General features: G+C 64.7%; 11 protein-coding genes and 1 tRNA gene. 9 read left to right on the top strand and 3 right to left on the bottom strand.

What is annotated here, in order from left to right; genetic code table 11:
• Positions 1–15 precede the first annotated feature (15 nt).
• The gene (locus tag I6F37_RS36285; RefSeq protein ID WP_109141810.1) at positions 16–879 is read right to left on the bottom strand and encodes an alpha/beta fold hydrolase; all 864 of its coding nucleotides are present in this window, start codon (positions 877–879) and stop codon (positions 16–18) included.
• Between the two features lie 136 nt (positions 880–1,015).
• On the opposite strand from I6F37_RS36285, the gene I6F37_RS36280 reads away from it, so the two are divergent.
• Positions 1,016–1,105 (top strand) — tRNA-Ser (locus I6F37_RS36280).
• Positions 1,106–1,139: 34 nt separating this feature from the next.
• On the opposite strand, the gene I6F37_RS36275 is transcribed toward I6F37_RS36280, so the two are convergent.
• On the bottom strand, positions 1,140–2,051 hold the full coding sequence (locus I6F37_RS36275) for a LysR family transcriptional regulator (RefSeq protein WP_225154053.1): 912 nt from the start codon (positions 2,049–2,051) through the stop codon (positions 1,140–1,142).
• Positions 2,052–2,162: 111 nt separating this feature from the next.
• Between I6F37_RS36275 and I6F37_RS36270 the strand changes: the two genes are divergently transcribed.
• Positions 2,163–3,803: an FAD-dependent oxidoreductase gene (locus I6F37_RS36270; RefSeq protein WP_225154052.1), complete on the top strand. Its 1,641-nt coding sequence runs from the start codon at positions 2,163–2,165 to the stop codon at positions 3,801–3,803.
• A 75-nt stretch (positions 3,804–3,878) separates the two neighbouring features.
• The gene (locus I6F37_RS36265; RefSeq protein WP_225154051.1) at positions 3,879–4,859 is read left to right on the top strand and encodes a tripartite tricarboxylate transporter substrate binding protein; all 981 of its coding nucleotides are present in this window, start codon (positions 3,879–3,881) and stop codon (positions 4,857–4,859) included.
• Positions 4,860–4,891: 32 nt separating this feature from the next.
• Here the strand turns inward: I6F37_RS36265 and I6F37_RS36260 are convergent, their stop codons facing one another.
• Positions 4,892–5,794, bottom strand: coding sequence for a LysR family transcriptional regulator (locus I6F37_RS36260; RefSeq protein ID WP_225154050.1), 903 nt, complete (start codon positions 5,792–5,794; stop codon positions 4,892–4,894).
• A gap of 92 nt (positions 5,795–5,886) precedes the next feature.
• Between I6F37_RS36260 and I6F37_RS36255 the strand changes: the two genes are divergently transcribed.
• The 6 genes from I6F37_RS36255 to I6F37_RS36230 all read left to right on the top strand — a co-directional run bounded on the left by I6F37_RS36255 (position 5,887) and on the right by I6F37_RS36230 (position 12,719).
• Positions 5,887–6,948 (top strand): aldo/keto reductase, encoded by a 1,062-nt coding sequence (locus I6F37_RS36255; RefSeq protein WP_225154049.1) that lies wholly within the window; start codon positions 5,887–5,889, stop codon positions 6,946–6,948.
• A gap of 76 nt (positions 6,949–7,024) precedes the next feature.
• The gene (locus I6F37_RS36250) at positions 7,025–7,540 is read left to right on the top strand and encodes a nuclear transport factor 2 family protein (RefSeq protein ID WP_225154048.1); all 516 of its coding nucleotides are present in this window, start codon (positions 7,025–7,027) and stop codon (positions 7,538–7,540) included.
• Between the two features lie 288 nt (positions 7,541–7,828).
• Positions 7,829–9,100: a DUF2157 domain-containing protein gene (locus I6F37_RS36245; protein WP_225154047.1), complete on the top strand. Its 1,272-nt coding sequence runs from the start codon at positions 7,829–7,831 to the stop codon at positions 9,098–9,100.
• Between the two features lie 5 nt (positions 9,101–9,105).
• Positions 9,106–9,723: a GDYXXLXY domain-containing protein gene (locus I6F37_RS36240; protein WP_225154060.1), complete on the top strand. Its 618-nt coding sequence runs from the start codon at positions 9,106–9,108 to the stop codon at positions 9,721–9,723.
• Between the two features lie 497 nt (positions 9,724–10,220).
• Entirely contained in the window at positions 10,221–10,973 is a 753-nt protein-coding gene (locus I6F37_RS36235; protein WP_225154046.1) for a site-specific DNA-methyltransferase, read from the top strand.
• A gap of 627 nt (positions 10,974–11,600) precedes the next feature.
• Positions 11,601–12,719, top strand: a complete 1,119-nt coding sequence (locus I6F37_RS36230) for an FAD-dependent oxidoreductase (RefSeq protein ID WP_368736807.1) — start codon at positions 11,601–11,603, stop codon at positions 12,717–12,719.
• The last annotated feature ends 281 nt before the right edge of the window (positions 12,720–13,000 follow it).

The following is a 13,000-nucleotide window of genomic DNA, read 5'->3' as shown; positions in this document are numbered from 1 at the left end:
ACCCCGTTTTTCTCCTCAGCTCCAGCCGATGCGCGCAAAGAACGCGGCGATCTCGCGTGCCGCGCGATCCGGATTTTCCCGATGCGGGAAGTGGCCGACGCCGGGAAACATCTCGAGGTCGAGATCGCTGAAGGTCTCGGACAGCCGGTCGGTCCAGCCAAAGGGAAACAGCGGATCGTGCTCGGCCCAGCGCACGCAGGTCGGCACCGCGATCGGCGGAAGTGGCGGCGCTTCGCCCTTCATCATCGCCACGCGCCCGGCATGCGAGGCGCGGTAATGCGCAAAGCCGCCGGCGAGGTTGCCGGCTTTCAGGAAATTGTCCGTGAAGGCGTCCAGCACGTCGTCGAAGGCATTTGTCCGGTGCGCCCAGCCTTTGAGGAAATGGCTGATGTAGAGCCGGCAGCTCTCCCGGCTCGCACCGATGAGCTGTGGCGCCATCTCCATCTGGTGAAAGGACTGGTACCAGATGTGGTTGAGCCTATCGGGCGCGGCCATGCGCGGCCCGATCCCGGGATAGACGAAATCGAAGAAGAAGAGGCCCGCCATCCGCTCGGGCGCCTGCCGGGCCAGCGGCTGCATGACAGCGCCGCCGACATCGTGGCCGACGACGCCGAATCGGTCGATGCCGAGCCGGTCCATCAGCGCCAGCATATCGGCGGCATGGCCGTCCGGTCCGTAAGGTCCACCTGGCTTGTCGCTGTCGCCGAAGCCGCGGAGGTCAGGCGCGACAAGCGTGAATCGGTCCGAAAGCCTCGATATCACCGGCTCCCAGGTCAGCCAGAATTCGGGCCAACCATGCAGCAAAAGCAGCGGTTTGCCGCTTCCGGCACGAGCCACGTGGAATTTGGCGCCATTGGCGGTGACCGTCAGATGCTCCATGGCAGTTCCTTCCCAAAGCGGGATAGTGGGCGAAAAGAGGCAGCGGATTTTCCCCTTTCGCGCCTTGTCTGGCCCGCCATCCTCGCCTATTAACGCCCCCAACCACAGGGGCCCAGCTCCTAATATGGCGCCTTCAGGAGAGGTGGCAGAGTGGTTGAATGCACCGCACTCGAAATGCGGCATAGGTGCAAGCCTATCGGGGGTTCGAATCCCTCCCTCTCCGCCAGCTCAGCGACCCCCCTCTCAATAGCTCCGCAAAATCAGCCTGATGCCGGTGCCGTTCGCCCCGCGAGCACCATCCGCGCCGTCGCCACAAACGCCTGCGCCGCGGGCGACAGCGTCCGGCCTTGGCGCTGCAGCAGCGACACGGGGCGGGTGAGGGCGGGGCGCACCAGCGGTCTTGCGATCAGTGTCGGGAACTGGTCGGCCGGCAGCATCGTCGCGGGAAGGATGGCGAGGCCGAGGCCCTGCGCCGTCATGGCGAGCGCGGTGTTGATCAGGGTCACTTCATAGGTCGGATCGAGGCGCTTGCCCTGCGCGCTCAGGGCCTGATCGATCTGCATGCGGATGCGTGTCTCGCTGCGCATCGCAATCGTCGGCAGTTGCACCAGCTCGTCCCAGGTTAGGGACCGACGCGCGGCGAAGTCCGCGGTGCGACGGCCGATCGCGCTCAGGCGGCCGCTCGTCAGCGTCTCGATCGTCATGTCCGCGAATTCGCCCTCCACGCTGCCGATCGCGAACTCGGCGTCGGTCGTGCTCAGCCGTGGCACGAGATCGTCGGCGGCGACATCGCGCATGTCGATCTCGATGTCGGGATGACCAGTGCGGAATTTCGCCAGCACCATGGGCAGCAGCGCCGATGCCGTGCCGGCGGAGGCGAGAAACACGACCCGGCCTGCGCGGGCCTGCGCGAGGTCACGCATGCGGCGCGACAGGCCTTGCGCATCGCTCAGCATGCGCTCGGCGGCGGCGAACGCCTCGTCGGCGGCCAGCGTCGGCTGCACCGAGCGCGTGGAGCGGTCGAACAGCTTGACGCTGAGCTCGGCCTCGAGCTGCTGGATCAACAGGCTCGCCGCCGATTGCGTGATGCCGAGCTCGCGGGCGGCCCGCGTGATGCTGCGCGTCCGATACACGCCGGTGAAGATCCGCAGCTGGCGCAATGTGACATTCATAGAGAAATCTCATGAATTGATGAGTTCTTTCCGACTTATCGCATAAACGGACCTGCAATAAAATGCATGCTGTGCGGACGGAAAGAATCCGCGGCAAGGATTGGAGCGAGCATGAGAGCGCAAGTGCTGGTGGTGGGCGCCGGGCCGGTCGGATTGACCGCGGCGATGGATCTCGCTTCGCGCGGGATCGACGTCGTCGTCGCGGAAATCCGCCACGCCGGCGATCCGCCCAGCGTCAAGTGCAACCACGTATCGGCGCGCTCGATGGAGATTTTTCGGCGGCTCGGCGTCGCCGCTCGCTTGCGCGATGCGGGGCTCCCTGCGGACTTTCCCAACGATTGCTCCTATCGGACCACGGCGACCGGGATCGAGCTTTGCCGCATCGACATTCCCTCCCGTGCGCGCCGCTATAGCGCGACCGGCGGCCCCGACACCTGGTGGCCGACGCCCGAGCCGCCGCACCGGATCAACCAGGTCTATCTCGAGCCGATCCTGTTCAGCCATGCCGCGGCGCAATCACGCATCAAGATCCTGGCGCGCACGGAAATCACCGACATCGAGCAGCACGACGACCATGTCGTCGCGCTGGCGCGCGATCTCGACAGCGGACATTCGCTCCGGATCGAAGCCAGCTTCGTGATCGGCTGCGACGGCAGCCGATCCCTCGTCAGAAAAGCAATCGGTGCCAGCCTGTCCGGCACGCCGGTGATCCAGCGCGTGCAGTCGACCTTCATCGAAGCGCCGCAACTGAAGGAGCTGATGGGGGCGCACAAGCCGGCCTGGATGGTGCTCTCGCTCAATCCGCGCCGCTCCGGCACCGTTGTTGCGATCGACGGCCACGACCGCTGGCTGATCCACAATCACCTCAAGCCCGACGAGCCCGAGTTCGACTCGGTCGATCGCGACTGGGCCATCCGTGCCATCCTCGGCGTCGACGAGCGCTTCGAATACCGCGTGCTCAGCAAGGAGGATTGGGTCGGACGGCGCCTGGTGGCCGACCGCTTCCGCGACCGCAGGGTCTTCATCTGCGGCGACGCCGCACATCTGTGGATGCCCTATGCCGGCTACGGCATGAATGCCGGCATTGCGGATGCCGTCGACCTCTGCTGGCAATTGGCGGCGCATCTGAACGGCTGGGCGCCGGCTGCGATTCTCGATGCCTATGAGGCGGAGCGCCAGCCCATCACCGAGCAGGTGTCGCGCTTTGCAATGGACCATGCGATGAAGATGATGGCGCAGCGCGGCGGCGTGTCCGCCGAGATCGAGGATGACACGCCGCGCGGCCACGCGGCGCGCGCGGCGCTGGCGAAAGCGGCCTACGATCTCAACGTGCAGCAATATTGCTGCGCCGGCCTCAACTTCGGCTATTATTACGACGCCTCGCCGATCATCGCCTATGACGGCGAGCCGCCGCCGCCTTACGCGATGGGCAGCTTCACGCCCTCCACCGTGCCGGGCGCCCGCGCGCCGCATTTGTTCCTGCGCGACGGACGCTCGCTCTATGATGCCTTCGGCCCCGGCTACACATTGCTGCGGTTCGATCCGGCAATCGATGTGACGCGGCTGCAGGACGCCGCAAAGGCGCGCGGCGTGCCGCTCGCGCTGGTCGACGTCGCGCCGGAGGAGGCGAACGGCGCCTATGCCGAGAAGCTCGTGCTGGCGCGGCCCGACCAGCACATCGCCTGGCGCGGGCAGTCGGCGCCGGAGAACGCGCAGGGCCTGCTGGCCCGTATCACTGGCGCTGCGGCGTAGGACGACATCGAGCGGACGGCCTGGCGACGTAGCTCGCCAAGCCGAGTTTCAAAAACAGAATACATGGAGGAGACCGTGTTTCACGTTGCAAGACGCCGCATGCTGGCCGCGCTGACGGCCGCTTCTTTCGCATTGTTGCCGGTGGCGGCGGCCCGAGCCGCCTATCCCGAGCAATTGATCAAGATCATCGTGACCTTCCCGCCCGGCGGCAGCGCCGACACGGTCATCCGCGCGCTCGAGCCGCTGGTCACCGCCGAGCTCAAGCAGGGCCTGGTGATCGAGAACCGCGCCGGCGCCGGCGGCAACATCGGCATGACCGCGGTCGCACAGGCAAAGCCCGACGGCTACACGCTGGGCGTGGCGCCGGCGGGTGCGTTGACCGTGAATCCGCACCTCAATGCCTCGATGCCGTTCGCGCTGAAGGATCTCGCGCCCATCACCCTGCTCGCGGAAATTCCCTTTGTGCTGGTCGCGTCCGCGAATATTCCGGCGCGCACACCTGCGGAGACCATCGCGCTCGCCAAGGCGAAGCCGGGTGGGCTCTCGATCGGGCATGGCGGCAACTCGACCGCGATGCATTTGACTGCTGCGCTGTTCACACACAGAAGCGGGATCGCGATGGAGCTGGTGCCGTATCGCGGGACGGCGCCGGCGGCGGTCGATGTTCTCGCAGGCCATGTCCCGTTCGCGGTGCTGGATATTCCGGCATCGCGACAATTGATCCTCGAGGGCAAGCTCAACGCGATCGGCGTGTCCTCGGCGCGCCGCCTTGCGTCCCTGCCCGATGTGCCGACGCTGGCCGAGAGCGGCCTTGCCGGTTTCGAATCCGTCGGCTGGTTCGGGCTCGTTGCTCCCTCCGGCACGCCTGCGGATGTCATCGCCCGACTGAACGAGGCCTTCACCAAGGCGCTGAAGGACCCTGCCGTGGCCGAGAAGATCCGCACCCTCGGCGCGGAGCCTGCGCCGACCTCGCCCGAGCAGTTCGGCCGCTTCATTCAGGACGAAAGTGCGAAATGGGGCAAGCTGATCAGCGAGGCCGGCATCAAGGCAAACTAGAGCGGATCGATTCGATCTAAAGCCATTCCGCTTTAGCGCTTTCCGCTTCCCCGATAACGCACGTGATCGACCAGCGCGCGCAGCTTCGGCGGAAGATTCCGCCGATCCGGAAAGTAGAGGAAGAAGCCGGGGAAGAACGGGCAGAATTCCTCCAGCAGGGGCACCAATTCTCCGCGCTCGATATACGGCTTGAACGTCTCTTCCATGCCGAATGTCAGGCCGCCGCCCGCGCAGGCGGTCCGCACCATGACCCACATGTCGTTCGTCGTGATCCTCGGCTCCACTGCGACGTCGAACTCGCGCCCACCTTCCGCAAATTCCCAGCGGTAGGGAGCGACGTGCGGCGCCGGCCGCCAGCCGATGCAGCAATGCTGTGAGAGCTCGCGCGGGTGCGAGGGCGCGCCGAACCGCTCCAGATAGGCGGGAGCGGCCACCACCAGCTGGCGCTGATCGCCCGAAACAGGCACGGCGATCATGTCCTGCTCGATCACTTCGCCGAGCCGGACGCCGGCATCAAAGCCCTCGGCCACGATGTCGAATTCCTCGTCGGTCACGGTCACGTCGACCTGCACGCCGGGATGAGCCTGCGTGAATTCGGCCAGCAACGGACCGCGAATGAATCGCTCGGCGATCGATGAGACGGCAAGACGCAGCTGCCCCGTCGGCTGCGCGTCACGGTCGCGGGCGCCATTGATTGCCTGTTCGACTTCGGCGAGCGCCGGGGTCACGCGCTCGTGCAGGCGCAGGCCGGCTTCGGTCAGACTGACGCTGCGCGTCGTTCGCTGCACGAGAGCCACGCCCAGCTGGTCTTCCATGCGTCGGATAGCCTGGCTCACGGCGGATCGGGTCACCCCGAGCCGCTCGGCGGCGCCACGGAAGCTCTTGGCTTCCGCGACCGCGATGAAAACGGCAACGAGGTTCAGGTCCGTGGTCATTGGTTAGCTAGGCTTACCACCCCGGTCATCATTGGCCAACTTCTCTCACCTCTCGCCGGGGGCTATCTCCGAGCCACACGAAGGAGGCTCTGATGACGTCGCTCGATCAATACCGCCTGCTTGGCCGCTCCGGCCTGCGCATATCACCGCTCGCACTGGGCACGATGACCTTCGGAACCGAGTGGGGATGGGGAGCCGATGCCGGCGAGGCACGGCGGATCTTCGATCTCTACGTCGACCGCGGCGGCAATTTCATCGACACCGCGGTGAACTACACCAACGGCGCGTCCGAGCGCCTGGTCGGCCAGTTCGCCCGCGGCAAGCGCGACCGTCTCGTGCTCGCCACCAAGTTCACCATGGCGCGCGATCCCGGCAATCCCAATTCCGGCGGCAACCACCGGCTCAACATGGTGCGTTCGGTGGAGCAGAGCCTGCGGCAGCTCGAGACCGATCGCATCGACCTGCTTTACCTGCACGCCTGGGACGCGACGACGCAGCCGGACGAGGTGATGCGCGGCCTGGACGATCTCGTGCGCAGCGGCAAGGTCCAGTACGTCGGCATCTGCAACACGCCGGCCTGGCGCATTTCACAGCTGCAGACGATCGCAGATCTGCGCGGCTGGTCGCCATTCGTGGCGCTGCAGATCGAATACAATCTGGTCGAGCGCACCGTCGAGCACGAGCTCATTCCGCTGGCGGCGAGCCTTGGCCTCGGCGTGCTGCCCTGGTCGCCTCTCGGCGGCGGCGTGCTCACCGGCAAGTACAGCCGGGCCGACCTCAGGGATTCCCAGGAACGCGCCGTCGGCACGACACGCGCCTCGATCATCGCGTCATCCGGCCTTCTCAACGAGCGATCGCTGGACGCGGCCGAGACGGTGCGATCCGTCGCCTGGGAGCTCGGCGCAACGTCTTCGCAGGTGGCCATCGCATGGACGCTGGCCAATCCCGCGGTCACCGCGCCGGTGATCGGGGCCCGCACGCTGGAGCAGGCGGAAGACAACCTCAGTGCGGTCGGGATCTCGCTGTCTCCAGAGCAAATGGCGCGCCTCGACCAGGCGACCGCGCCCGATCCCATCTTTCCAGGCCGCTTCCTGCGCCGTCCGATGGTCGAGCAACTCATCTTTGGCGGCGCCGCTGTCGCGCGGCGCGGGTAGGTCGAGCAACAACGCGACCGACCTGCGTGCATCACTTCGGGGCAGACGACATCTTGCACCAGAAAGGGAGACACCAATGGCAACCCTGCTTAATCGCGCACTTGCGTCGTGCGTCTACGCGGTCATCGTCACCGCTTCCACCCTGACGACGGCCGCACCCTGCGGACAGGCCAATTCCGTGCAGGACGACAACAAGCGCATCGTCACCGACGCCTTCGATCGCTGGGCGGCGGGAGGAACCACCTTCTTCAATGACCTGCTGCACGACAACGTGGTCTGGCGCATCAAGGGGTCCGGCCCCAGCGCCGGCGAATTCCGGGGCCGCGATGTGTTCGTTGATCGCGCGGTCCGCCCGTTCGCCAGCCGGTTGTCGACCCCGGTCCGCCCCACGTCCGTGAGGATCTACGCTGATGGCGACCACGTCATCGCGCATTGGGAAGGCAGCGGCGTGGCGCGCGACGGCAAGCCTTACGCGAACTCTTACGCGTGGATCCTGCTCATGCAGGACGGCAAGGCGGCGGAGGTGACGGCCTATCTCGACCTCGCACCCTATGACGACGTCCTCCGGCGCATTCCTCTGCCGGCACAATAGGCCGCACATAAGAGTGATATCGCTTGTGGCCATCCTTCGAGACCCCCGCCGTTGGCGGGCCCTCAGGATGAGGACCGCGTGCGTGGCACTGGTTTCAGCGGGCTCCGATGCCGCTGAGCCTCATCCTGAGGAGGCGCGTAAGCGCCGTCTCGAAGGACGAGGCGCGCGCTCAGCTCGCGCCAAGAGCCATATGCGAAAGCCCCACCGCGAGCAGGAGCTTGAACCCATCGCCCGTACGATCCGACCTAGCAAGGTCCCGCCATCCGGCGGCCAGGTGATCCCAGGACGATGTTCGACAAAACCTACCGGCAGCGCCTCGAAGCCGATCTTGCGCGATGGGAGGCCGACGGCGTGATTGCGCCGGCGGCGGCCGTCGCGATCCGCAGCGCGCTGCCGCCGCTTCCGGCCGGCATCAACATCGCCGTAGTCGTCGCCATCGTCGGCGGCCTGCTGATTGCCGCCGCGTTCCTCGCCTTCGTCGCGGCGCACTGGACCGAGATCGCGCGCCTGGCGCGGTTCGCGATCCTGCTGGCCGGCATGGTGATCGCCGGCGGTCTCGGCGCCTGGTTCGCCGCGAGAGAGCGCACAATTCTCGCCGATCTCTGTGCCAGCGTCAGTGCCATCATCTTCGGCGCCGGCATCGCGCTGGTCGGTCAGATGTACCACCTCGGCGACGACTTCGCCGGCGGCATGCTGCTGTGGTCGGTCGGCGCGTTCGCCGCGGCCCTCCTGACCGGCTCGCGCGGCGCGCTCGCGGTCGGTCTCGTCGCCGCCTCGATCTGGACCTGCATGCGGATCACCGACGCGTCCGACGTGCTGCATCTTCCGTACGTCTTGGTCTGGCTCATCGCCGCCGCGACAGCCTTCGCCTGGAATTCGCGCGTCGCGGCCCATCTCGTCGCGCTGGCGCTGCTGCCGTGGTGGATCGCGACCTCGCTCCGCTTCGAATTCGAGGGCACCCAGCCGTCCTTCGTGCTCGCGAGCGGTGCGGCGCTGCTGTTCGGCGCCGGGCTCGCGATCGCCGCCGCGCCGTCGCCGCGGGCGCTCCGGCTCGGCAGCGTGCTGTCGATTTACGGCGCGTTTTCATTGGCCATTGCCGCGTTCCTGGAGGTGACGACGGTCGACGATCTCGTCCGCTTTCGCGAAGGGTCTCTTGCGGGCCAGCCGCTTTGGGCGATCGTGTGCGGAAATGCCGGCGTGATCCTCGCGCTGGCCTCGGCTGCCATCACCAGGCGCGCGGGAGAACTGCTTGCAGCAGCCGCGATCGCCCTGGTCCTGCTCGCGGCGCCGGTCTGGCCGGCCTCCATGGCCGGCGAATCCTGGCTCGCCTATGCCGCGCTGCTTGCGGCCATGCTGTGTCTCGTCGTCTCCGGCATGCTCGATGACGTGCGTCCGCGCATCGTCGCCGGCTGGCTCGGGATGGCCGGGGTCATCGCCGGCATCACCTGGGCGGTGAAGGGATCGCTGCTGCGCCGCTCAGCCTTCTTGGCAGTGGCGGGCGTCGCGGCCGTCGCCTTTGCCACCGCGCTCAATCGCATGCTGCCGAGGGCCGCGCGATGAACGGGATGATCGCACCCGTGGTAGCATCCTTGGCCGCATTCTGGCGGCGCATCCCGAAAGCCATGCTGTTCGGCGTCGCCATCCTGATCCAGTGCGCGCTGCTGGTCCTGATGGTCGCCGACCGCATCCAGATCCTGCGTAACGGCGTCGAGGTCACCCTGCAGACGCAGCCGGTCGATCCCCGCGATCTCCTGCGCGGCGATTATGTCGTGCTCCGTTACGACATCTCGCAAGTGCCGGCCGGCGCGCTCGCCGGCAAGGTAGCCGACGCGCGCCATCCAACCGTGTTCGTCAAGCTCGCGCCCAGGGCGGACGGCGTCTATCAGGCGGTCTCGGTGCATGCCGAGCCTGTTACGGCCACCGCGCCCGAAGTGCTGATCCGCGGCCGCGTCGGCAATTACGGCGGGTCCTGCGGCGACGACCGGCGAAGGTTCTGCGACAACCTGCCGATCAAATATGGCCTCGAAAGCTATTTCGTGCCCGAAGGCGAGGGCAAGAAGCTCGAGGACGCCCGCAACCAGCAGAAGCTGCGCATCGTCGCCGCCGTGCTGCCCTCCGGCCGCGCCGCGATCAAGCGGCTGCTGCTGGATGGGGAGAAGGTGTATGAGGAGCCGCTGTATTAGGGGATGGTTTTAGGGGTACCCGAGTCAAACAAGGCCGCTCAAGTTTTGGTTCCCACGCAACCTATTGATGTTACAAAACTTCTTTGAAGCACCGCGCTCGAAATGCGGCATAGGTGCTAGCCTATCGGGTCCGAATCCCTCCTCTCCGCCATAAGTTGTGGTTCCAAAAAATTCCCCGTAGAGTAAGTGTGGCTTACGTTTGCTTCAGGCGGCGAAATTCGTGCGCGCACAGCCGAGGGAGTGGCCGTCCGCATGGCGACCGTCTTCCAGATGACTGTTGACCTTCGTCTGAGCGAGTAGAGCCCCACTACGAGGTGGGCTAAGCAGGGAAGTTACGATGGGGCCGATTCGGCTCCTAATGGGGGGCTTAGACCGTGCAAAGTTCAAATGCCGCACGAGCAACAAACGTCATTCCGCTCCGCCCTAGGGGCAGTCCCGAGATAGCTGTCGAGTGTGCAGACAATCTTACGTTTATGCGTAAGCTTCCAAACGAGAGCATGCACCTGATCATCACGTCACCGCCGTACAACATCGGTAAGGCGTATGAGAAGCGGACGACAAATGAGCTCTACATCGAGCAACAGGCGGCGACTATCGCGGAGGCAGTTCGCCTGCTCCATCCGCGTGGGTCGATCTGCTGGCAAGTCGGAAATGGTATTGAGGATGGCGAGGTCTTTCCTCTCGATATCCTTCTCTATCCTAAGTTCAAAGATCATGGCCTGAAACTCAGAAACAGAATTGTTTGGACATTCGGTCACGGGTTACATTGTCAGAAGCGACTTTCTGGGCGCCACGAAACCATTTTGTGGTTCACCAAATCAGACGACTACACATTCAACCTTGATCCCATTCGAGTTCCGTCCAAGTACCCACTGAAGAAGCATTTTAAGGGGCCGAATAAGGGCAAGGTTTCGAGTAATCCCCTTATGGGAACGACGGCCGATATGCCTTGGCCTCGGGTCCTCGAAGCGATCCGAGAGTTTGGGGGGCGTTCGGTTCAGCAGTCGCTAAAGTTTCGATTTCGACCAACAGGCGAAGCAACCGCGCGGGTGGCGACCTTCGTACGGGAATTGAAGGAAGCCAGGCAAAAGCGAGACAAGCTGGTACTCGAAATCACGCCCGAGGAGATTGAGGCAAAGCTTGTCGAGAATAGCTGCAGACAAAATGCCGGCATCAGGCAGGCCTCTTCTAAAACTGCTCTGGAGGCAAAAAGAGGCGATCGGATCGCGTTGCGGGGCAGGGGGCGTTGAATGGACGCGGCGTCAGAATTCACGGCTCTTAAGGATGGGGTTCTGTTTATCGTAGCACTCTATGGTGCAGTGCTCTCGACATTCAATTGGCGCCAAGCTGTCAAGAGGGAGCAGCGCCAGATCACTGTAAGTGCAACGATGACCGCGCCAGTATACGACGGCGGTGCCGTTGGGGGCGACTTACGCCAAACTTGAAGCTGTGAATATAGGTCAGCGTCCAGTAGCGATCAAAACAATTGCCTTCGAGCTGCCAAAAGGTGATCGCCTTTCCTTAGCCGCGGACGAGTTTCCTGGGACGCCGAACACGACACTCCCAGCGACGCTTTGTGATGGAGAGACGGCTTTCCTGATGGTGAGTCATGCTGCCATTGGCAACGCTTTACTCGAAATGCGGGTGAAGAAGGTACATCTAACGCCCATTTGTACCGACACCGCTGGCAATGTATATCGTGGCACGCCTTGGCCAGTCGATGGCCGGAAGCTCGCGGAGCGAGTATTCTAAGCTTACGGCGTTGTCGGTGCCGTCCGTAATCCCCCCGTAGACCTTGCAAACCCGCGAAATCATCACGATGATCGCCGCGTCGTAGCATCGCTCGCGAGGTCTTCATGCGAAAATGCGAAGTTGCCGTGCTGGGTCTGGGGCTCATGGGCGGAGCAGCGCTGGGCGCATTGCTGGATGCCGGCGTCGATGCGCTCGGCTTCGACCCTGTCGCAGCAGGTTCGGATCGAGGCTCGTCCCATGGTTCATGTCGCATTTTCCGTCGCTTCAATTTCGAAAACCCCAACTACACCGGCCTGAGCGACGAGGCTCATGCCGGCTGGATCCGGCTGCAGACCGAAAGCGGTCAAACAATTCTGACGGAAACCCCTGTCTTGGAGGCCGGCCGCCCCGGCTCCGCCATGGTGGCGTCCTCGCGCGCGGCCGCGATCGCGAAAGGGCGGCCGGATCCGATGTTGACCGCGGCTCAAGCGAACAAGGAATTTCCGGCTTTCAGCCTGCCCGGCGACTGGGACGTTGTCGTGCAGGACGGTGGCGCGATCCTGCGGACCGAGGTCGTCATGAAACTGATGCGCGCACGCGCTCGCGACCGCGTGATTCCGGAACGCGCGAGCTTCTCGCCGCACCGGGACGGCGTGTCGATCCGCACTGATACCGAAGAGTTCTTCGCCGAGCGCGCTATTCTGGCGCTGGGCCCATGGCTCGGTCGCGCACTCCCGCAACTCGCCGCGCTGCTGAACGTGACCCGACAGGCGGTCGGCTGGTTCGCGCCTGTCAGCCCCGAGAGCGTGTCGCTCGGTCGTTTCCCGATCTTCATCCTGGACCGAGGTCCTGATGACACCGTCTACGGCTTTCCGGACTTCGAACAGCGCGGCGTCAAAGCTGCGCCTCACAACCACGGGCCCGTGGTCGGCCCCGACGACTGGGGTCCGGAGGCCAGCGATGCCGAACTCCGCCCGGTCGGCGAAGCGTTGGTCGCTCTGGTCCCGGGCGCGGCCGGGCCCATCATCGATCGCGACGTCTGCCTCTACACCAACACCGCGCCCGCCGACATCAGGCTAGACGCGGGCGAGGAATTCATCATCGATCGCTGGCCGGAGTCCCGCCTGATCGTCTGCTCCGCGTGTTCAGGCCATGGTGCGAAATTCGCGCCCGCCATCGGGCAAAGGCTTGCTCGCCTTGCTACCGATCCCACCTACCAGGCAGAACCGTTCTTTCAGCTTTCGCGCTATTCTCGATTCGCCTGAGCGGATGCTGGATGTTGCGGTGACAGTGCACAAAAATACGCAACGTCCAGCGGCAGACGCCTTCACGAGACCCGGCGAAAGACCTGCCTGTCCGACCTCCCGCGATGATGCCACTATGCTCCTGTTTTGCCCGACGAAGCAAATCGAGAGACGTCATTCGGACTGCGCGGCAACGATCGCCGCCCATCTCGTCGGCTCGAACGGATGCCCCGAACAGCCGCGTCAAACCACGATCTCTCGACTTTTCAGCCCCCGAAACCCCACCTGACCTGTCTCTTATA

This window comes from Bradyrhizobium sp. NBAIM08 (assembly GCF_020193935.1).
Lineage (GTDB): Bacteria > Pseudomonadota > Alphaproteobacteria > Rhizobiales > Xanthobacteraceae > Bradyrhizobium > Bradyrhizobium yuanmingense.
The sequence above is the reverse complement of the archived record's forward strand: the minus strand, read 5'-3'. Positions and strand labels throughout refer to the sequence as shown.